Genomic DNA, 21,202 nt, shown 5'->3' on the forward strand with positions numbered 1-21,202 from the left:
TGGAATCAGGCCAGTGCCAGGTAATTACTTACGCCGACACCAGATTGCTTTCTGCGTCGTATGCAAGGCCATCGGGATGTTTAACACTACCGTCCGGCAACTGTTCAGTTCCATCTTCCCAGACAATACGGCCATCAGGATATTCAACAGTGTTATCCGGCCAGACGATACGCCCGTCCGGATACTCTACACGGCCGTCCTCATATTGAATGATGCCGTCGGGACGTTTGATGGATGTGTTATCGACATCCACCACGCTACCATCCGATAGTGTGGTGGAACCATCAGCATTGACGGTCGCGCCGATAGTTTGAATCAGCGTTATCAGGGCCACCGGATCAACATTAACATTGATGGTCGGCCATGGCATTGGCGGCCGCTTGTTGTCGACGGGCGTGGTCGGCGCTACTGGCTTGGTTGCCACTGGCTTGGGTGGCGCTACGGGCCTGGTCGGTGCGACCGGTTTAGTTGGCGCAGGTTTGGGTGGCGCTACAGGTTTGCTCGGTGCAACCGGTTTGGTGGGCACAGGCTTGCTCGGTGCAACTGGTTTGGTTGGTGCAGGCTTGCTCGGTGCTACCGGTTTGGTTGGCGCAGGTTTGCTCGGTGCCGGTGGTTTGGCTGGCACAACCGGCCTGGTCGGTACGACTGGTTTTGGCGCAGTGGTAGAGGGGCGAGGCTTCGGGGTCGGACTTTTCATATTCATACTCAAATTAAAAAATAGACATTAAATCTTTAACAATCAACTAAAGACTCGACCAGACAATAATCAACCAAAACCAACTATTCAAACCAAAACAAAACACAAGATATAAACAACATAAAGTTACGCCAGATATAAAAACATATAACAGGTTACTTCCAACTAACTGGCAAATTAAAACCGGGCAGTAAGCAGTTATCCTGGCTGCAAAACATCTCACCTTGCAGGCATAAATATTCCGGCGGATTCACAGTTAACTGAGTAGCGTAAGGACGGTGTTCGATGAGGTGGTGCGCAATAACACCTTGCTGCAAAGAATGCCCAAGCGCGGCTGAGCTTCACGGCGTCGCGGCAATCCCGCGCCGCCCTTGCAGGCCACCGGTGTGGACGAAAATCAGACGAGTACCGGCGGCGAATCCGCCCGATTCGACATGCCGCTTGAGCGCCAGCACGGCCTTGCCGGTGTACAGCGGTTCCAAGGGAATGCCGGTCGCCTGCTCGGTCTGTTCGATGAAGTTCAGCAACGCCTCATCAACCTTGGCGAAGCCGCCACGGCTGGCATCGATCAGCCGATAGTCCGCCGCAGGCCCGTTGGCGTGCGCAAGAATCGATTCGATATTCGGCGCCACGCCGTGATCATCCGGCACCGCCAGCGCGCCGTACACTGAGCGCTTGCCTTTCTCGACGATTGCCAGCCCGGCCAGCGTCGTGCCCGTGCCACAGGCCAGCCACCAGGCGTCGAAATCATTCCATCCCAGCCTGGGCAATTGTTCATCGACCTGCTGCCTGATCGCCGCGCACCCCAAGGCACCGGCCAGTCCGCCACCGCCCTCGGGCACCGCCTGCAACGTTGGATACTGAGTCTGCCAGGGCGTCCAGAATCCCGGCTCGTGCCGGGCGCGGTAGCCGGCGTAACCCAGCCAGTGCAACTGCATGCCGAACGCTTGCAGATCCTCCACCGTCGGCGTGTCCTGCGGGTGCCCACGCAGCAGCCCTACAGTTTTGAATCCCAGCCGCCTGCCCGCCGCCGCCAGCGCGTGCAGGTGATTGGAATGCGCACCGCCGAGGCTGATGATGCCGTCGGCACCGGCGCGCTCGGCGGCTTTGAGGTGTTCGGCGAGTTTGAACCACTTGTTGCCACTGATCAGCGGGTCGATCTGATCGAGGCGCAGGATCGCGACTTCGATGCCGGCGCTTGCCAGCCAGTCCAGATGGAGGGGTTCGAGGGGAGCTTGGGGTAGCCAATTGGCGGGAGGCAGAAGCATGGGTACAGCACAATCTGGAAAAGACGACATATTAGTAGGAGCTGCCGCAGGCTGCGATCTCTTGATCTTGCTTTCGAACACAAGATCAACAGATCGCAGCCTGCGGCAACTCCTACAAAATGTGTTTACAGCTCAGCGGCCAGGCGCGAACCCTGATTGATCGCCCGCTTGGCATCCAGCTCCGCCGCCACATCCGCGCCACCGATCAAGTGCACATTCTGTCCGGCTTCGACCAGGCCATCGTGCAACTCACGCAACGGATCCTGCCCGGCGCAGATCACGATGTTGTCCACCGCCAGCAATTGCGGCTCGCCGGTTTCGCCGATGCGGATATGCAAGCCCTGGTCATCGATGCTCAGGTACTCAACGCTGTTGAGCATCTGTACCTGTTTGTTCTTCAGACCGGTGCGATGAATCCAGCCAGTGGTTTTGCCCAGACCGTCGCCGACCTTGGTTTTCTTGCGTTGCAACAGGAACACCTCACGGGCCGGCGCATGGGGTGCCGCTTTGATCCCCGCCACACCACCACGGGCTTGCAGTTGCGTGTCGATGCCCCACTCTTTCCAGAATGCCGCGCGATCAAGACTGGTGGCCACGCCTTGATGGACGAGGAATTCCGACACGTCAAAACCGATCCCGCCCGCACCGATCACCGCGACCCGCTTGCCGACCGGCTTGCGCTCGAGGATTACGTCCAGATAACTCAGTACCTTGGCGTTCTCGACACCCGGAATCGCTGGCACGCGCGGGGCAATACCGGTGGCGAGAATGATTTCGTCGTAGCCACCTTCAACCAGTTTCGTCACGTCGACGCGGGTGTTCAGGCACACCTCGACATTCGTGGTCTGCAACTTGCGCTTGAAATAGCGCAGGGTCTCGAAAAACTCTTCCTTGCCCGGCACGCGCTTGGCGATGTTGAACTGGCCACCGATCTCACTGGCCGAATCGAACAGCGTTACCTGATGACCGCGCTCGGCGGCCACGGTGGCGGCGGACAACCCGGCAGGCCCGGCACCGACCACGGCGATTTTCTTGATCTGCTGCACCGGCAGGTAATTGAGTTCGGTCTCGTGGCAGGCGCGCGGGTTGACCAGGCAACTGGTGAGCTTGCCGCCAAAGGTGTGGTCCAGGCACGCCTGGTTGCAGCCGATGCAGGTGTTGATTTCGTCGGCGCGGCCTTCGGCAGCCTTGTTGACGAACTCCGGGTCGGCGAGGAACGGCCGCGCCATCGAGACCATATCGGCATCGCCTTCGGCAAGAATCTGCTCGGCGATTTCCGGGGTATTGATGCGGTTGGTGGTGATCAGCGGAATGCTCACCGAGCCGCGCAACTTGGCCGTGACTTTGCTGAATGCCGCGCGCGGGACTTTGGTGGCGATGGTCGGAATCCGCGCTTCGTGCCAGCCGATGCCAGTGTTGATGATGGTCGCACCGGCCTGCTCAATGGCTTTGGCCAGGGTGACGATCTCGTCCCAGGTGCTGCCGCCCTCGACCAGATCGAGCATCGACAGACGGAAAATAATGATGAAGTTCGGTCCCACCGCTTCGCGCACACGGCGGACGATTTCCACCGGCAGGCGCATGCGGTTTTCGTAGCTGCCACCCCAGCGATCGGTGCGGTGGTTGGTGTGGGCGGCGAGGAACTGGTTAATGAAATAACCTTCCGACCCCATTATCTCGACGCCGTCGTATTCGGCGGACTGCGCCAGCACCGAACAGGTGACGAAATCGCTGATCTGCTTCTCGATGCCCTCCTCGTCCAGCTCTTTGGGCTTGAACGGGTTGATCGGCGCCTGGATCGCGCTCGGCGCTACCTGCTTCGGGCTGTAGGCATAACGGCCGGCGTGGAGAATCTGCATGCAGATCTTGCCGCCGGCCTCATGCACGGCGCGGGTGACGATGCGGTGCTTGAGCGCCTCTTCTTCGCTGGTCAGTTTCGCCGCGCCAGAGTACACGCCGCCTTCATCATTCGGGCCGATGCCGCCCGTGACCATCAGGCCTACGCCGCCCCGGGCACGTTCAGCGAAGTACGCCGCCATGCGTTCGAAGCCACCCGGTTTTTCTTCCAGGCCAGTGTGCATCGAGCCCATCAGGGTGCGGTTGCGCAGCGTGGTGAATCCCAGGTCCAGCGGGGCCAGCAGATGCGGGTAATGAGCGGCGGTCATCGGTAACTCCACAACGAGCGATCACGGAAAATTGCGGGAGCTCTGCGTCCCCCGTCAGTCATGTTCGACAGACTAAGAGGCGCACCGCTGTCACTCAATGACCGTAACTGACAAGTTATTGATCCAAATGCGCAGGGCCCCTTGGCAATCCGGGCCATGGGCCCTAACCTAGGCGCCACACTCTGTACCCGGCTGTTGTTGGTTTTCATGCGCAAACTTCTGTATCTGTTTTTCTCCATGGCCCTCGTTGCCGCTTTGACCACCTACGCCATGTGGGCGGCGGACCGGCCGGCGGGGCATTACCTGTCGGATCTGCGCATCAAGCTTGCTGTCGATCAGGGCACACCCGCCGATCGCGGCAACCTCCTGGGCATTCAGCCCGAACTGTTTCCCACCGATTATCAAAGCTCCGCACGCCTGCACCGCAAGCTCGCGGCTTATCTTCAGCAAGCCCGCGATCAAGGCTTGCTCAATGAGAAAACCGTGGTGGTCTTGCCCGAGCATGTCGGCACCTGGCTGATGATCAGCGGCGAGAAAGACGAGCTGTACCAGGCGCCGACCCTGGCTGAGGCGATGAACTGGCTGGCGGCGAGCAATCCGTTGCTGTTCGCCCGCGCCTGGCTGAGTGCAAAGGGCGAGCAACGTCTGGACGACGCGCACCTGCGGATGAAATCGAAGGCCATGGCCAAGGATTATCAGGCGCTGTTCGGGGGCCTGGCCAAGGAGTTTCAGGTCACACTGGTGGCCGGCTCCATCGTGCTGCCGGAGCCAAGCATTCGCGACGGTCAGCTCAAGCCCGGTAGCGGCGCCCTGTTCAACAGCAGCGTGGTCTTCGGCCGCGACGGCGTGCCGCTGGGCCAGCCGCAACGGCAGATGCACCCGATCTTCGATCAGCAAGGCGTGATCAAGGCCGAGGACAAACACGCCATCCAGGTCGTCGACACACCGGCCGGACGCTTGGGCATCCTGATCGGCAGTGACAGCTGGTATCCCGCCAACTACCGCACCCTCGATGAACAAGGCGCGCAACTGGTGGCCGTACCAGCGCAGGTCATTGGCCAGGGTGCCTGGGACAAACCGTGGCGGGGCTACAAAGGTTCGAGCACGCCAGGGTCGGTCAGCCTCAAGCCCGGCGACCTCAGTGAAGGCCAGGCCTGGCATCGACTGACCCTCACCGCACAACCGCCGAGCAGCCGCGCGATTGCCGGCGTCAGTGTGTTCATGCGCGGGCAGTTCTGGGACAAGCCGAGCACCGGCAGGAGCTTTCTCAGCAGCAACGGACAGCAGTTCGCCGATAGCGAAACCCGTGGCGCGCGTTTGCTGAACGTCTGGCTGTAAATCATGAAGCCGCAGCCGATGCGTCTCGGGGATCTGTCGGTAGGCTTCGTGCACAGCCTGGCTGATGCCGTGCGCAGCCACGACGCCGACCCGCTGCCGTTATTGGAGCAATACGGCCTCGATGCTGCGCGACTGGCCGAGGCAGGAGCGCGTTTATCAATCCCGCGCTACATGCGCCTTGGCCATGCCGCCATCCAGCTGACGGGCGACCCGGCCCTGGGCCTGCGCATGGGCCGGATGATTCGCTTGAATCAGGCAGGTCTGGCCGGCATCACCGCCGCGCAGGCGCCCACCGTACGCGAAGCGGCCCGCTGCCTGACCCGCTTTGAACCGCTTTACGGTTCCAATTACCGCGGGCAATCCAGTTTCCATGAAGACGCCAATGGCGCCTGGTTGCGTTTCTACTCGATCAGCCCGTACAACGCCTATAACCGCTTCGTGGTCGATTCGATCCTCGCCGGCTGGCTGCACCAATTGTCGGGGCTTTGCGGCCAATTGTTGCGCGCCGAAAGGATCGAAATCGAGTTCGAAGCGCCGGACTACCGCGACGCGTACACCGTGCTCGGCGACTGCCCGATCCAGTTCAGCGCCGAACGCAATCAATTGCGCCTGAGCTTGGGCAGCCTCGCCCTGCGCAACCCCGAGCATTGTCCGAGCACCTGGCGACATCTACTGCAACTGTGTGAGCGGGAACTGGAGCAATTGACCCGCACCCGCAGCCTGCGCGAGCGCATCACCCAATTGCTCGGCCCCCTGCTCAATGGCGGCCGCGAACCGGATCTTGAAGAAGTCGCCGCACGCCTGAAACTGCCCACCTGGACCCTGCGCCGCAAGCTTGCCGAAGAAGGCACGCAGTTCCGCGCAATCCTCAACGACACACGCCGCGACCTGGCGATGACCTATATCCGCGACACCGAACTGGCGTTCGGCGAAATCGCCTACCTGCTGGGCTTCGCCTCAGCCGAAGCTTTCCAGCGCGCATTCAAACGCTGGAGCGGCCAGACGCCCGGCGAATCCCGACGCAATTATCGCTCGGGAGCTTGAAGCTCAGAGCTCCGTTGCATCGTCAGCCGGCTCTGGTTGATCCAGTTCAAAGGCCTGGTATTCGAGCAGTTCTTCCTGATACTCATCCATCGTATAAATCCCCCAAACCGCTCGCGGTGAAAATGGCTGATCAATCGACCTGTGCCCCGAGCATAAAGTGCCCGTGTGAAGGAAAAGTGAAACGCGACCTTCATGAATAAAACGTAGCAGGTGATTGGAGATTTATCGCGCAATGGTATGGCAGCTATGTAACGAGATCTTAAGCCACCCCAAAACAATGTAGGAGTGAGCCTGCTCGCGATAGCGGTGTATCAGTCATTGATGAAGTGACTGATAAACCGTCATCGCGAGCAGGCTCACTCCTACAGTTTGAAACGCGGGGTTATTGGCCCGACGCAGGCATCGCCGGGATCGGCTCGGACGGCGGTGGAATATCCGGGTTGGTCGGTGGCGTGATGGTTTCGCTGGCCGGCGCTGGCTCCTGCGCGGGCGCAGGCGCTGGTGTGATCGGCGTCGACTCAGCTGGCGGCACCACTGGCTCGGAGCTCACTGGCGCGGTTTCAACCGGCGCAGGCGCCGGTTCCGCTGCAGGTGCTGGCACCAATGGCGCAGCAGCGGGTGCAGGCGTCGCCTTGGGCTCTGGCACGCCGAGATCGGTTTTCGGTTTTTCTTCGATGTGCGCAGCCTTCTTCGCATCGGCGGGGAGGAACTGCTCCACCAAGGTGAAGAAACGCTCGTAGAACTTCTGCGCAGTGACCGTCTCGCTGGCGACCTTGACCATCGAGTCGTCTGAAGAACCGATCGGCATCGATACCGAACCCAACACGCCAACCCCGAGGCTGGCCGAGTTGTTGGTCTTCTTCAGCGCGTAACGGTCCTGCAGGGCGTTGGCGAACACCGTAGCGTGATGCCCGGCGCTGCCGTCTTCGGCACAGACCACGTTGAAGCTGATCTCCAGGTGCGTCTCGCCGGTCTGCTGGAAACTCTTGTGACCGCTGACCAGCTTCGGATCACTGCTGGTAATGATGTAGCCCTGACTGAGCAACGCACGCCGCGCCGCTTCGCAACTGGCGGTATCGGTCACCGGGTAATTGCGCGAAAAGGTGCCGGAGTCATCGAAGTTCTCATGCTCATAGATCGGCTTGTCCTTCGAACAACCGGCCACCGCAGTCAACAAAAGCGCCAGCCCGACAACACGCATGGGAGTGGAAATCAACATTGAACATCCTGAGGGAAAACAGTCCGGGGCGTATTGTGCAACAGATCGCCGCCCCATGGCGCATGGAATAGTGTCAAGAATCGGTTACAACTCTACCGGTCATGGCCGCAAGGAAAAAGCCGCGCCGACAAATGATCTGCCAGCGTGTGCAATCCGCCGTGGCCCGGCGACTCGACGGCCACACTACCCAGAACTGCCGCGCATGCCGGGGAAAGTGTACATCTGAAGAAACAGGTCGGCCGTCAAGCCGCCTTCGCGAGCAGGCTCGCTCCCACAGAACCACCCCCCCCAAGCGCACGACCGGCCCAAAAACCACCGGCCCAAAAACGAAAAAGCCCCGACCAACCAGGCCGGGGCTTCCTCAATCCACCTCAGGCAAAAGATCAGAACCGCTCGATCTTCGCCTCAGCTTCCAATTGCTTGCGATAAGCCGCAAAGTCCTGCTGCCCCTCACGGGAAGCGAGGAAGCGACGATATTGCGCCTTCTCCTCATCCGTCGGCGCAGCCGCTTCATTGACGCCATTCAGACGCACGATCATCAGACTACCGTCCGGCAACGTAACGCTGGTGAACGTCGGCTTGTCCTTGGCAGCCGGCTTCGGCATCCGGAACAACGCCTGCAGCACAGCCGGATCAACCCCTTCCTGACCACGGGTGGCCGCTTCAGTGGTTTTCCAGTTCTGACCGTCAACCGCCTTGTCCAGCGGCGCCTTGCCGTCACGCAGATCAGCAATCAGCTTCTCGGCACGGGTCTTGGCCTCGGCACTGGCGTGCTCCTTGGTCAACTGAGTGCGGATCGCCGCGCTCACGCTTTCCAGGGGCAATTGCGCAGGCTTCAGGTGTTCCTTGGCACGCAGCACGATCACCGTTTCCGGGTCCAGTTCGATGGCGGTGCTGTTGGCACCTTCATCAATCACTTCGGGGCTGAACGCGGCAGTGACCACGGCACGGTTGGCCGCAACACCTTCGCCACCTTCACGGCCAAACGGCTTGGAGGTGTGTACGGTCAGTTTCAGGTCCGCTGCTGGCTGAGCTAGGTCAGAGGCTTCGAACGCCGAGTCTTCCAGCTGCTTGGTCGCTTCAACGAAACGCTGCTCGACCTGAGCGGCTTTCAGCTCGCGGGTCAGCTTGTCTTTCAAGCTAGCGAGGGTCGGCACTTCAGGCGCTTCCACGCCCAGCAGCTTGATCAGGTGGAAACCGAAGTCAGTACGAATCGGCTCCGACACCTGGTCTTTCGACAAGGAGTACAGGGCTTTTTCGAAAGCCGGGTCATAAACGCCAGGACCGGCATAACCGAGGTCACCACCGTTGTTGGCAGAACCCGGATCCTGCGAGAACTCCTTGGCCAGCGCTTCGAACTTCTCGCCCTTGGCCAGACGCGCCTGGACTTCATCGATCTTCGCTTTGGCCTGCGCCTCGGTGGTCTTGTCGTTCACTTCAATGAGGATGTGAGCGGCACGACGCTGTTCCGACAGGTTGGCGATTTCTTTCTGATACGCCGCCTCAAGGTCTTCATCCTTGACCGCGACCTGATCGAAGAACGACGACTTCTTCAGCTCGACGTAATCGATGATCACCTGATCCGGCGTCATGAATTCCTTGGCGTGCTCGTCGTAGTAAGCCTTGACCTCGTCGTCGGTCAGCTTGACCGCAGCCGGGTCGGCCTTAACGTTCAGAGTGGCGAAATCGCGGGTCTGTTTTTCCAGACGGGCGAATGCCAGCACTTCGGCGTCGGTGACGAAACCGCTGCCGGCAACGCCTGCGCGCAACTGGCCGATCAGCATTTCCTGAGCCAGCATCTGGCGGAACTGCATGCGGCTGTAACCCAGTTGGCGGATTACCTGGTCGAAACGCTCGGAGCTGAACTTGCCATCGACCTGGAATTCAGGCGTCTGCAGGATCACCTGATCCAGCGCGGCTTCGGAGAAAGAGAACTTCGCCTGTTCGGCGCCTTGCAGCAGCAGCTTGCGGTCGATCAGGCCTTTGAGAGCCGATTCGCGCAGCATTTTTTCGTCGAGCAAGGAAGCATCGAAGTCCTTGCCCAGCTGTTGCATCAGCTGACGGCGTTGCATGTCAACGGCCTGGCTCAGCTCGTTCTGGCTGATTTCGTCACCGTTGACCTTGGCCGCCTCGTTCTTGTGAGTCGTGGCCTGGAAAATGGCGTCGAAACCGGTCAGGGCCATCAGTGCAACGATGACCCCGATAATGGTCTTGGCAATCCAGCCTTGTGAATTGTCCCTGATATTCTGCAGCATGCGTCCCCCAGAAACGGTTGAACTTCAATTTAGGCAACCGTGGAGCGTGGGTAGAATCCGGATAGAAGAAAGGCGCATCCGAGGATGCGCCTTCTCGTAACTGGCGGAGCGGACAGGGCTCGAACCCTCGATCCCGGCGTTACAGGTGCCTGTTCCAGCCACCTGCTCTACCGCTCCGCTGCCAAGTCAGGCTTGACCCCGACCCGGATGGGTAAAAACCTGAAAACTCAGTTAACAGCTTCTTTCAGTGCTTTACCGGCTTTGAAACCTGGCTTCTTGGCAGCCGGGATTTCCAGAGTCTTGCCGGTTTGCGGGTTGCGACCGGTACGAGCCGGACGGTCAGTCACGGAGAAAGTACCGAAACCAACCAGAACAACGGAGTCGCCAGCCTTCAGAGCGCCAGTGACGGATTCGATTACAGCGTCCAGCGCACGGCCAGCAGCAGCTTTCGGGATATCAGCGGATGCAGCGATAGCATCAATCAGTTCCGACTTGTTCACTCTAAGTCCCCTTATATCTATTTTGAGATGTTTCTAAGTTTTTTGGTGAAAGCAAAAACGAGTGCTGAATGGCCTACAGACACTTAAGAGCCGCTTTATAACAAGGGCTCTAAAAAGCTGTCAAGGAAAGCCCCCCAGGCTAAAACGTATTAATGCGTGCTAATTCTTTCCTTGGCATCAGACTCGCGTTTTTCGTCCTTGGCAACTATCTCTGGAGCCACATCCGGCAAGGGCTCCGGCGCGTATTGCAGCGCAATTTGCAGGACCTCGTCAATCCATTTAACCGGTTTGATCTGCAGATCCTGCTTGATATTGTCAGGAATCTCCTTCAGATCGCGGACGTTTTCTTCCGGAATAATCACAATCTTGATTCCGCCGCGATGCGCCGCCAGCAGTTTTTCTTTCAGGCCGCCAATCGCCAGCACCTGCCCACGCAAGGTGATCTCACCGGTCATGGCGACGTCGGCGCGCACCGGAATACCGGTCAATGCCGAGACCAGCGCCGTGCACATACCGACGCCAGCGCTAGGACCGTCTTTCGGCGTCGCCCCTTCCGGCATGTGAATGTGGGTGTCGCGCTTCTCGTGGAAGTCCAGTGGAATGCCCAGGCTCTTGGCGCGGCTGCGGACCACGGTCTGCGCGGCAGTGATCGATTCGACCATTACATCACCGAGCGAACCGGTCTTGATCAGCTGGCCTTTGCCCGGAATCACAGCGGCTTCGATCGTCAGCAATTCGCCGCCAACCTGAGTCCATGCCAGGCCAGTCACCTGCCCCACCTGATCCTGTTGCTCGGCCAGACCGTAGCGGAATTTACGCACGCCCAGGAAATGCTCAAGCAGATCAGCTGTCACTTTTACCGAGAAACGTTTTTCCAGCGCATGCTCTTTGACCGCCTTGCGGCAGACCTTGGCAATCTGCCGCTCAAGGCCACGCACGCCCGCTTCACGAGTGTAGTAACGGATGATGTCGCGGATCGCTTCCTCGTCGAACTCCAGCTCGCCCTTCTTCAGACCATTGGCGGCGATCTGTTTTGGCGACAGGTATTTCACGGCGATGTTGATCTTCTCGTCTTCGGTGTAACCCGGCAGACGGATGACTTCCATCCGGTCCAGCAGCGCTGGCGGGATGTTCATCGAGTTCGAGGTGCACAGGAACATCACATCGGACAGGTCGTAGTCGACTTCCAGATAGTGATCGTTGAAGTTGTGGTTTTGCTCGGGATCGAGCACTTCCAGCAACGCAGACGCCGGGTCGCCACGCATGTCGCTGCCCATCTTGTCGATTTCATCGAGCAGGAACAGCGGGTTACGAACGCCCACCTTTGTCATTTTTTGAATCAATCTTCCCGGCATCGAACCGATGTAGGTCCGGCGATGACCACGAATTTCCGCTTCATCACGCACACCGCCGAGGGCCATGCGCACGAATTTGCGATTGGTGGCGTGGGCGATCGACTCCGCCAGCGAGGTTTTACCCACACCTGGAGGCCCGACCAGGCACAACACCGGGCCACGGATTTTCTTCACGCGCTTTTGCACGGCGAGGTATTCAAGGATGCGTTCCTTGACCTCTTCAAGACCGTAGTGATCGGCGTCGAGAATATCTTCAGCACGGGCCAGATCGAGGCGTACCTTGCTCTGCGCCTTCCACGGCACCTGCACCAGCCAGTCGATGTACGAGCGCACCACGGTGGCTTCAGCCGACATCGGCGACATTTGCTTGAGCTTGTTCAGCTCGGCGGTGGCTTTGGCCAGTGCGTCTTTCGGCAGGCCGGCAGCATCGATGCGCTTTTTCAGCTCTTCGATTTCGTTGTGGCCTTCGTCACCATCGCCGAGCTCTTTCTGAATGGCCTTCATCTGCTCATTCAGGTAGTACTCGCGCTGGCTCCGCTCCATTTGCTTTTTGACGCGACCGCGAATGCGTTTCTCAACCTGCAGCAGGTCGATTTCGGCGTCCAGCAGCGCCAGCACGTGCTCGACACGGGCCGACAGATCGATGATCTCGAGGATTTCCTGCTTCTGCTCGATTTTCAGCGCCATGTGCGCGGCCATGGTATCGACCAGGCGACCCGGCTCATCGATGCTGTTGAGGGATGACAGGACTTCAGCCGGGACCTTCTTGCCCAGCTGCACATATTGTTCGAACTGCGACAGCAACGTGCGCACGAAGACTTCCGACTCGCGCTCGGCGGCATCGACTTCTTCGATCAAAGAGACTTCGGCGCGGCAGTGGCCATCGACTTCGCTGAAGCGTTCGACGGTACCACGCTGCTCGCCTTCGACCAGAACCTTGACCGTGCCATCAGGCAGCTTCAGCAGCTGCAGAACGGTAGCAATCGTACCTACGCGATAGAGAGCGTCTTCACCGGGATCATCGTCAGCCGGGTTTCGCTGGGCCAGCAGCAGAATCTGCTTGTCACCCGTCATCGCGGCCTCGAGGGCTTCGATGGATTTCTCGCGCCCCACGAACAGCGGGATAACCATGTGCGGATAAACCACGACATCACGCAATGGCAGGAGAGGCAATTCGATGGTTGTCTTCATGATTTCGCCTCTACGGCGGCCATATGGCCGTAATCAGATGGAATTGAGCTTGAAACCAAGATGGGGGCTGCCTCGAAAAAAAACAAGCGTAAAGCGGAGGTAAAAAACGACTTAAAAAAAAAGAGGCCCGAAGGCCCCTTCTTTGTTGCGGCGCGGTGGACGCTTACGCGTCCGGCGCTGCCTTGGCCGCCGGCTCACTGTTTTCGTAGATATACAGTGGCTTGGACTTGCCTTCGATCACGCTTTCATCGATCACGACCTTGCTCACCTCGGACTGCGAGGGGATCTCATACATCGTGTCGAGCAGCACACCTTCGAGAATCGAACGCAGGCCACGAGCACCGGTTTTACGTTCCAGGGCACGCTTGGCGACCGATTTCAGCGCGTCGGAACGGAATTCCAGGTCCACGCCTTCCATCTCGAACAGCTTGGCATACTGTTTGGTCAGAGCATTTTTCGGCTCGGTGAGGATCTGCATCAGCGCAGCCTCGTCGAGCTCGTCCAGTGTCGCCAGGACCGGCAGACGACCGACGAACTCCGGGATCAGACCGAACTTGACCAGATCGTCAGGCTCGACTTCACGCAGGGATTCACCGACTTTCTTGCCTTCTTCCTTGCTGCGCACTTCGGCGTTGAAGCCGATGCCGCCTTTGGTGGAACGGTTCTGAATGACCTTTTCCAGGCCTGAGAACGCACCACCGCAGATGAACAGGATGTTACGGGTGTCGACCTGCAGGAACTCCTGCTGCGGATGCTTGCGGCCACCTTGCGGCGGTACCGAGGCGACCGTGCCTTCGATCAACTTGAGCAAGGCCTGCTGCACGCCTTCACCGGAAACATCACGGGTGATCGACGGGTTGTCGGACTTGCGGGAAATCTTGTCGATTTCGTCGATGTAGACAATACCCATCTGGGCTTTCTCTACGTCGTAATCGCACTTCTGCAGCAGCTTCTGAATGATGTTCTCGACATCTTCACCCACGTAACCGGCCTCGGTGAGGGTGGTTGCGTCGGCGATGGTGAACGGAACGTTCAGCAAGCGGGCCAGCGTTTCGGCCAGCAGGGTTTTACCAGAGCCGGTCGGGCCGATCAGCAGGATGTTGCTCTTGCCGAGTTCGACGTCGTCAGCCTTTTTGTCACGCTGGTTCAGGCGCTTGTAGTGGTTGTACACCGCTACGGCCAAAACCTTTTTCGCACGCTCCTGACCAATGACGTACTGGTCAAGGATGCCGCTGATTTCTTTAGGCGAAGGCAATTTATGCGCGCTGCTTTCGGCCTGTGCTTCCTGCACCTCCTCGCGGATGATGTCATTGCACAGGTCGACGCACTCGTCGCAGATAAAGACCGAGGGGCCGGCAATCAATTTGCGCACTTCATGCTGGCTTTTGCCACAGAAGGAGCAATAGAGCAGCTTGCCGTTGTCCTCGCCGTTGCGGGTGTCAGTCATTCGTTCGATCCAAATCCGATAGGCTTGCAACACAAGATGAAGGCTATTGCGGGCTTTTTCAAGCCCGCCGCTGATCGGACATGCCGATCAGGCCTGTTTTGCGCTGCTTATATTAAGCTGGACGCTGGTTGATCACTTCATCGATCAGGCCGTATTCCTTCGCAGCTTCGGCACTCATGAAGTTGTCGCGATTGGTGTCGCGCTCGATTTCTTCCAGAGTACGGCCGCTGTGCTTGGCCATCAGCATGTTCAGACGCTCGCGGATGAAGAGGATTTCCTTGGCGTGGATTTCGATGTCCGACGCCTGGCCCTGGAAACCACCCAGTGGCTGGTGAATCATCACGCGCGAGTTCGGCAGGCAGAAACGCTTGCCCGGAGCACCTGCGGTGAGCAGGAATGCGCCCATGCTGCAGGCCTGACCGATGCAGGTGGTCGATACGTTCGGCTTGATGAACTGCATGGTGTCGTAGATCGACATGCCTGCAGTCACCGAACCGCCCGGCGAGTTGATGTACAGATGGATGTCCTTGTCCGGGTTTTCCGCTTCAAGGAACAGCAGTTGCGCACAGATCAGGTTGGCCATGTAGTCCTCTACCGGGCCCACCAGAAAGATCACTCGCTCCTTGAGCAGGCGCGAGTAGATGTCGTAGGCGCGTTCGCCACGAGCGGACTGCTCGACAACCATCGGGACCAGGCCGCCGGCGGCCTGGATATCAGAGTTCTGCTGAATATAAGAATTACGGAACATGCTCTGCAGTCGCTCCCAAATAGTTATGTCTTGAATACGCATAAGCCAGCTCGAGAGCTGGCTTATGGTGTGCACTTCTAACGCAAAATCAATCAGTCGGCTGCTGGAGCTTCTACCGGCTTGACTGCTTCTTCGTAGGAGACCGATTTGTCGGTCACACTAGCTTTCTGCAGAACAGTATCCACAACTTGTTCTTCCAGCACAACCGAACGCACTTCGTTCAGTTGCTGCTCGTTTTTGTAGTACCACGACACGACCTGCTCTGGCTCCTGGTAAGCGGAAGCCATTTCCTGAATCATTTCGCGAACGCGAGCTTCGTCAGGCTTCAGATCGAACTGCTTGACCACTTCAGCGACGATCAGGCCCAGCACGACGCGACGCTTGGCTTGCTCTTCGAACAGCTCGGCCGGCAGTTGGTCTGGCTTGATGTTGCCACCGAACTGCTGAACAGCCTGCACGCGCAGACGGTCAACTTCGTTGGACAGCAGGGCCTTTGGCACTTCGATCGGGTTGGTGGCCAGCAGACCGTCCATGACCTGATTCTTGACCTTGGACTTGATCGCCTGACGCAGTTCACGCTCCATGTTCTTGCGAACTTCGGTGCGGAAACCGTCGATGCCGCTTTCCTTGATGCCGAATTGAGCGAAGAACTCTTCGTTCAGCTCAGGCAGCTTAGGCTCGGACACAGTGTTGACGGTCACGGTGAACTCGGCCGCTTTGCCAGCGAGGTCGAGGTTCTGATAGTCCTCAGGGAAGGTCAGGTTCAGAACGCGCTCTTCACCAGCTTTAGCGCCGACCAGGCCTTCTTCGAAGCCCGGGATCATGCGGCCGGAACCCAGTACCAGCTGAGTGCCCTTGGCGGAACCGCCAGCGAACACTTCGCCGTCGACCTTGCCAACGAAATCGATGTTCAACTGATCTTCGTTCTGGGCGGCACGATCGGCCACTTCAAAACGGGTGTTCTGCTTGCGCAGGATGTCCAGCATCTTGTCCAGGTCAGCGTCAGCCACTTCAGCGCTCAGGCGCTCAACGGTGATGCCTTCGAAACCGGCAACGGTGAACTCAGGGAACACTTCGAATACGGCCACGTATTCCAGGTCCTTGCCCGCTTCGAGGGATTTTGGCTCGATCGAAGGCGAACCGGCTGGGTTCAGCTTCTGCTCGACCACAGCTTCGTAGAACGAAGACTGGATCACGTCGCCTACCGCTTCCTGGCGCGCGTCAGCACCGAAACGGCGCTTGATTTCGCTCATTGGCACTTTGCCTGGACGGAAGCCAGCAATTTTGGCCTTTTGGGCAGTCTGCTGCAGACGCTTGTTGACCTGAGTCTCGATGCGCTCTGCCGGCACGGTGACGCTCATGCGGCGCTCGAGAGCAGTAGTATTTTCAACAGAAACTTGCATGGATATTCCTCGTTGCACAGACGTTAGCCGGCCGTTTCCGACCCCAGAATCAAGGGCATGCATTCTAGTGGGTCAAACTCAAGAAGTCACCCTACTGGAAACGGGTAAAAAAACAGCAGGCAATTTATAGGGAGCGCCGCACGAATGCCGCGCACTCCACAGGCGAATACAAGCGATCACTTCAGGGCTCTGCATCAACCCTTCTATATATAGAAGGACAATCAATTGGCCCTGACAGCTATACCGGCAATGACCGGAACAGCGAGCAGCTCAGCCCCATCGGAACCTGTAAATTCGATGAAGTGCCCTGCCCTGCGGCCTGAATCCGGCCATAACCGGATTTCAGAACCACTAAAACAAAAAAGGCGCCAGACTGTTAAATCTGGCGCCTTTCGAAATATGGGGTGGACGATGGGGATCGAACCCACGACAACGGGAGTCACAATCCCGTGCTCTACCAACTGAGCTACGCCCACCATATTGCGTAACAAAAAAGCCAAACAACTTCTTTGTCGAAACCTCATCAGGCCCGAAGCACAAATGAAGCTTTATTTGGTGCGGATGAAGAGACTCGAACTCTTACGCCTCGCGGCGCTGGAACCTAAATCCAGTGTGTCTACCAATTCCACCACATCCGCGGATGAAGCTTTTAAAGCAAAGGCGCCAGACCGTTAAATCTGGCGCCTTTCGAAATATGGGGTGGACGATGGGGATCGAACCCACGACAACGGGAGTCACAATCCCGTGCTCTACCAACTGAGCTACGCCCACCATATCGCGTTACTTGTGCCAAAGCTGCCTAATGGCGCACCCGGCAGGACTCGAACCTGCGACCATCCGCTTAGAAGGCGGATGCTCTATCCAGCTGAGCTACGGGCGCCTTGTTAATCTGTACTCTTAAAGGACTACAAACTAAGTGCTTTCCAGTGTCGCAGAACCTTGATTCCGCTTCACCTTCTTAACCAGTGCTAGGCTGTGCCCGACAAGTGCGACGAATAGTATAGAGGGCTCCAAAGGTCGTCAAATCCTTTTTGAAAAAAATTCATTTAATTAAAGGAGTTAGAGGAATTTGCTGACCAAGCGCCTTTGCCCTCACCGCTCGACATGCGAGAATGCGTTCTCATTTTTTCCCCTCTCGATGGTTAATCACGCGCAATGACTGCACAACTAATCGACGGCAAATCGATCGCCGCCAGCCTGCGCCAGCAGATCGCCCAACGAGTTGCCGAGCGTCGCCAGCAAGGCCTGCGCACCCCCGGCCTCGCGGTGATCCTGGTCGGCAGCGATCCTGCCTCTCAGGTTTATGTCTCGCACAAGCGTAAAGACTGTGAAGAGGTTGGCTTCCTCTCTCAAGCCTACGACCTGCCCTCCGACACCACTCAGGACGCCCTGACCGACCTGATCGATCGTCTCAATGACGACCCGGCCATCGACGGCGTTCTCCTGCAGCTGCCTCTGCCCGACCACCTCGATGCGTCCAAATTGCTGGAACGCATCCGCCCGGACAAAGACGTCGACGGTTTCCACCCCTACAACGTCGGTCGTCTGGCCCAGCGCATTCCGCTGCTGCGCCCGTGCACCCCGAAAGGCATCATGACCCTGCTCGAAAGCACCGGTGCTGACCTTTACGGGATGGACGCTGTAGTCGTCGGCGCCTCCAATATCGTCGGTCGCCCGATGGCCATGGAACTGCTGCTGGCCGGCTGCACCGTCACCGTGACCCATCGCTTCACCAAGGATCTGGCCGGTCACGTCGGCCGAGCCGATCTGGTGGTCGTTGCCGCCGGCAAGCCGGGCCTGGTCAAGGGCGAGTGGATCAAGGAAGGCGCGATCGTGATCGACGTCGGCATCAACCGTCAGGACGACGGCAAGCTGGTCGGTGACGTCGTCTACGAAACCGCCCTGCCCCGCGCCGGCTGGATCACCCCGGTACCGGGTGGCGTCGGCCCGATGACTCGCGCCTGCCTGCTGGAAAACACCCTGTACGCGGCAGAAACCCTGCACGCCTGAGCGGTTTTTTTCCACCGTATCGGAACCCCGCCTTGTGCGGGGTTTTTCATGCCTGAGAAAAAACTTCAACCGTTCGCCGGAAACCGCTCTTTTTACAGGCCTTTTCACGAGATTTTCAGGTCTCTCAAACAACCATCGACAGTTCTTCAGCCATACTCCTAAAATGCGCCGGTTTTAAGAAATAACCCGTTACAAACTAACGGAATATCCAACCCTTATGAGTTCGCCCGCGTGAAAATTCGTCTCTCGATTCTGAGCCTGTTTTTTGCTGTCACAGGCACATTCATCACGCCAACGATCAACGCTGCGGAAACCACCGCTGTCCCGCGCGACGCTTCGACCCTGAAGATTGCGTCCGGCAGCGCCCTGCTCATGGATATGCAGACCAATAAAGTCATTTATTCCAGCAACCCTGACGTGATCGTGCCGATCGCCTCTGTCAGCAAGCTGATGACCGGCCTGGTGGTGGTAGAAGCTCGACAGAACATGGACGAATGGATCGATGTCGATATCAGGAACACGCCGGAAATGAAGGGTGTGTTCTCCCGGGTCAAACTCAAAAGTGAGCTGCCGCGCCGCGAGATGCTGCTGATCGCGTTGATGTCTTCGGAAAACCGTGCTGCCGCCAGCCTTGCGCATCACTACCCGGGCGGCTATGCAGCTTTTATTGCGGCGATGAACGCCAAGGCCAAGGCGCTGGGCATGACCAGCACACACTTCGTCGAGCCGACCGGCCTGTCGGAACGCAACGTCTCCACTGCCCGCGACCTGAGCAAATTGCTGGTAGCTGCACACAAGCAGCCATTACTCGTGCAGTTGACCACCACCAAGGAAAAAACCGTGGCGTTCCGCAAGCCCAACTACACCCTGGGCTTTCGCAATACCGATCATCTGGTCAACAAGGCCGATTGGGACATCAAGATCACCAAGACCGGCTTCACCAATCCGGCCGGCCATTGCCTGGTGCTGGTGACGAAGATGGGCAATCGCCCGGTCGCCCTGGTGATTCTCGATGCGTTTGGCAAGTACACGCATTTTGCCGATGCCAGCCGTATCCGCAGCTGGGTGGAGACCGGGCGCAGCGCGAATGTTCCTGCGGTAGCCCAGCAATACAAGGCCGACAAAAACCTCAAGAGTCGTCAGAGTGGCGTGGTCGAAGCGGCAAAGTAGATCCTGCGAGCATGAAAAAGCCCCGAGTTTTCGGGGCTTTTTTTCGTCTGCTGCTTTTTCAGTCGTTGGGCAGCGGCATCTTGTCGTCATCGGGGATGCCATCGCCCGAGCTCGGCTCTGGCGAAACGTCGGGCGTCAGCACATTGGGCCGCGCCAGTGGATCGCGCATCGGACTGCCCGGATCCAGCACCGGATCAACGTCTGGCTCCGGCGTGGTCGGGACGCTGTCAGGTTTGTGATCGTCGAAGCTTGAATCGGTACTCATACGCACCTCGCATCAAGGTTTCAGATCGGCCATCGGATCGTAGGGCTTGGCCGGTTTCTTCGGATCTTCACCAGGCTCGACATCCAGCGGCGCCTTGGCCGGACCGACCGGATCGACTTGCGGATCGTCAAGGTCCGGCGAATCCGGATCGAATCCCAGATCATCACCCGAGGAGTGATCGGACGAATGCGGGCCTTTCGGGGTTGAGGAATCTGCCATGTTGCCTCCTTGATTCACCCGCGAAGCACGGGTACTGATCTTCAGAGGCCTGCCGGGCGCAGTCGTGCCCGGCAGATGACGAACGGAGCCTTACTGCGCCGCCAGAGCTTTTCTCGCTTGCGCCGCGGCGTTTTCTTCACCAGCCTGCGCCAGCTCATCGGCGGCTTTCAACCAACGGGCACGGTCTACAGCGGCCGGGATCTGCGACGGCTTCTGGATCAGAATCGCCCAGCCACCGGATTTGTCGAACGCCGACTCGAAGCTGCCAAAATCCATCAATTGCCGACGATTCATGCCGGCGCGCAGCAGGACCTTCTGCTTATTGCGGTCGTAGCCGGAGAGGATCGCGTAACGCGGTTCAGCCCAAAAGGCCGAACCCTCGCTGAAGCGCACCATCACCGGATAACCTGCCGCAACCTGAGTCAACAAGGCTGGCAGCTTGCTGTCGAGCGGATAGACCACCAAGCCATATTCGCGGGCGAGGTTCTGCATGTTTTGCTGCAGCTTGTCTTCAGCGCCCGGCAAGTTCAGCGGTTTTTCCAGAAGTCCCGGAGTGATCACGATGCCTTGTTGCGACAGCAGACTGGCCAGCACCTGTGGCCCGCTCTGATTGGCTTCGCCGCGATAAAAAGTGCCACTGAGTTCAACCCGCTCCGGCAAGCGTTTGACTTCCGGCACCACATTGCCTGCGCATCCGCTCAGCGCCGCCACGCAGGCGCCGATAAGCAACGCCCCACGCATTCGAGAAAATACCTGCACCATCTTCACTCTCTTCACAGACGCCGGACATCGTGTTCCGGCAACGCCAGCGATCATAGAGCCGCACCTGCTCGCGGTATAGCCTTAAACCGCAGACACCGCGATTACATAGAGCAAAGTGATTGGTCACTAACGACCTTTGGTCAATA

The 21,202-nt window shown here is 58.5% G+C and carries 17 protein-coding genes and 4 tRNA genes; 4 read left to right on the plus strand and 17 right to left on the minus strand.

What is annotated here, in order from left to right:
- Positions 1 to 28 precede the first annotated feature (28 nt).
- From LIS66_RS16920 to LIS66_RS16935, 3 genes are all read right to left on the minus strand, one after another.
- A complete protein-coding gene (locus LIS66_RS16920; RefSeq protein WP_064363662.1) occupies positions 29 to 370 on the minus strand; it encodes a hypothetical protein in 342 nt (113 codons plus the stop codon).
- Between the two features lie 668 nt (positions 371 to 1,038).
- On the minus strand, positions 1,039 to 1,965 hold the full coding sequence (locus LIS66_RS16930; RefSeq protein ID WP_227972631.1) for a 1-aminocyclopropane-1-carboxylate deaminase/D-cysteine desulfhydrase: 927 nt from the start codon (positions 1,963 to 1,965) through the stop codon (positions 1,039 to 1,041).
- A 125-nt stretch (positions 1,966 to 2,090) separates the two neighbouring features.
- Positions 2,091 to 4,130: an NADPH-dependent 2,4-dienoyl-CoA reductase gene (locus tag LIS66_RS16935; protein WP_227972632.1), complete on the minus strand. Its 2,040-nt coding sequence runs from the start codon at positions 4,128 to 4,130 to the stop codon at positions 2,091 to 2,093.
- 207 nt (positions 4,131 to 4,337) lie between these two features.
- On the opposite strand from LIS66_RS16935, the gene LIS66_RS16940 reads away from it, so the two are divergent.
- Together LIS66_RS16940 and LIS66_RS16945 are read left to right on the plus strand one after the other, a co-directional pair.
- Positions 4,338 to 5,468, plus strand: coding sequence for a nitrilase-related carbon-nitrogen hydrolase (locus tag LIS66_RS16940; protein WP_042609170.1), 1,131 nt, complete (start codon positions 4,338 to 4,340; stop codon positions 5,466 to 5,468).
- A 3-nt stretch (positions 5,469 to 5,471) separates the two neighbouring features.
- A complete protein-coding gene (locus LIS66_RS16945; RefSeq protein WP_227972633.1) occupies positions 5,472 to 6,512 on the plus strand; it encodes an AraC family transcriptional regulator in 1,041 nt (346 codons plus the stop codon).
- A gap of 382 nt (positions 6,513 to 6,894) precedes the next feature.
- Here LIS66_RS16945 and LIS66_RS16950 read toward each other — a convergent pair whose 3' ends face one another.
- The 11 genes from LIS66_RS16950 to LIS66_RS17000 all read right to left on the minus strand — a co-directional run bounded on the left by LIS66_RS16950 (position 6,895) and on the right by LIS66_RS17000 (position 17,510).
- Positions 6,895 to 7,731, minus strand: a complete 837-nt coding sequence (locus tag LIS66_RS16950; RefSeq protein ID WP_227972634.1) for a DUF2242 domain-containing protein — start codon at positions 7,729 to 7,731, stop codon at positions 6,895 to 6,897.
- Between the two features lie 383 nt (positions 7,732 to 8,114).
- On the minus strand, positions 8,115 to 9,986 hold the full coding sequence (locus LIS66_RS16955) for a SurA N-terminal domain-containing protein (protein ID WP_227972635.1): 1,872 nt from the start codon (positions 9,984 to 9,986) through the stop codon (positions 8,115 to 8,117).
- 227 nt (positions 9,987 to 10,213) lie between these two features.
- Positions 10,214 to 10,486, minus strand: a complete 273-nt coding sequence (locus LIS66_RS16960) for an HU family DNA-binding protein (protein ID WP_003183171.1) — start codon at positions 10,484 to 10,486, stop codon at positions 10,214 to 10,216.
- Positions 10,487 to 10,635: 149 nt separating this feature from the next.
- Positions 10,636 to 13,032 (minus strand): endopeptidase La, encoded by a 2,397-nt coding sequence (gene lon, locus LIS66_RS16965; protein WP_016775334.1) that lies wholly within the window; start codon positions 13,030 to 13,032, stop codon positions 10,636 to 10,638.
- Between the two features lie 163 nt (positions 13,033 to 13,195).
- Positions 13,196 to 14,479, minus strand: a complete 1,284-nt coding sequence (gene clpX / locus LIS66_RS16970) for an ATP-dependent Clp protease ATP-binding subunit ClpX (protein WP_007951558.1) — start codon at positions 14,477 to 14,479, stop codon at positions 13,196 to 13,198.
- Positions 14,480 to 14,591: 112 nt separating this feature from the next.
- On the minus strand, positions 14,592 to 15,227 hold the full coding sequence (clpP, locus tag LIS66_RS16975) for an ATP-dependent Clp endopeptidase proteolytic subunit ClpP (RefSeq protein WP_016775336.1): 636 nt from the start codon (positions 15,225 to 15,227) through the stop codon (positions 14,592 to 14,594).
- A gap of 92 nt (positions 15,228 to 15,319) precedes the next feature.
- Complete coding sequence (gene tig / locus LIS66_RS16980) at positions 15,320 to 16,630, minus strand: trigger factor (protein ID WP_042609166.1); 1,311 nt, start codon at positions 16,628 to 16,630, stop codon at positions 15,320 to 15,322.
- 400 nt (positions 16,631 to 17,030) lie between these two features.
- Positions 17,031 to 17,106: transfer RNA gene (locus LIS66_RS16985), tRNA-His, on the minus strand.
- A 77-nt stretch (positions 17,107 to 17,183) separates the two neighbouring features.
- Positions 17,184 to 17,268, minus strand: a tRNA-Leu gene (locus LIS66_RS16990).
- A 57-nt stretch (positions 17,269 to 17,325) separates the two neighbouring features.
- A tRNA-His gene (locus LIS66_RS16995) sits at positions 17,326 to 17,401 on the minus strand.
- Between the two features lie 32 nt (positions 17,402 to 17,433).
- A tRNA-Arg gene (locus LIS66_RS17000) sits at positions 17,434 to 17,510 on the minus strand.
- 275 nt (positions 17,511 to 17,785) lie between these two features.
- Here LIS66_RS17000 and folD point away from each other — a divergent pair.
- Positions 17,786 to 18,640 (plus strand): bifunctional methylenetetrahydrofolate dehydrogenase/methenyltetrahydrofolate cyclohydrolase FolD, encoded by an 855-nt coding sequence (gene folD, locus LIS66_RS17005; protein WP_227972636.1) that lies wholly within the window; start codon positions 17,786 to 17,788, stop codon positions 18,638 to 18,640.
- A 231-nt stretch (positions 18,641 to 18,871) separates the two neighbouring features.
- Entirely contained in the window at positions 18,872 to 19,810 is a 939-nt protein-coding gene (gene pbpG, locus LIS66_RS17010; protein ID WP_042609165.1) for a D-alanyl-D-alanine endopeptidase, read from the plus strand.
- A 58-nt stretch (positions 19,811 to 19,868) separates the two neighbouring features.
- Here the strand turns inward: pbpG and LIS66_RS17015 are convergent, their stop codons facing one another.
- From LIS66_RS17015 to LIS66_RS17025, 3 genes are all read right to left on the minus strand, one after another.
- Positions 19,869 to 20,075 carry a hypothetical protein gene (locus tag LIS66_RS17015; protein ID WP_042609164.1) on the minus strand — a complete coding sequence of 69 codons (207 nt, stop codon included), beginning with the start codon at positions 20,073 to 20,075 and terminating at the stop codon, positions 19,869 to 19,871.
- A 12-nt stretch (positions 20,076 to 20,087) separates the two neighbouring features.
- On the minus strand, positions 20,088 to 20,294 hold the full coding sequence (locus LIS66_RS17020; RefSeq protein WP_042609163.1) for a DUF6021 family protein: 207 nt from the start codon (positions 20,292 to 20,294) through the stop codon (positions 20,088 to 20,090).
- Between the two features lie 90 nt (positions 20,295 to 20,384).
- Positions 20,385 to 21,110 carry a peptidase C39 family protein gene (locus tag LIS66_RS17025; RefSeq protein ID WP_185054032.1) on the minus strand — a complete coding sequence of 242 codons (726 nt, stop codon included), beginning with the start codon at positions 21,108 to 21,110 and terminating at the stop codon, positions 20,385 to 20,387.
- Between the last annotated feature and the right edge of the window lie 92 nt (positions 21,111 to 21,202).

Origin of the sequence: Pseudomonas sp. HN2 (genome assembly GCF_020736465.1) — a bacterium.
Classification (GTDB): Bacteria; Pseudomonadota; Gammaproteobacteria; order Pseudomonadales; family Pseudomonadaceae; genus Aquipseudomonas; species Aquipseudomonas moraviensis_A.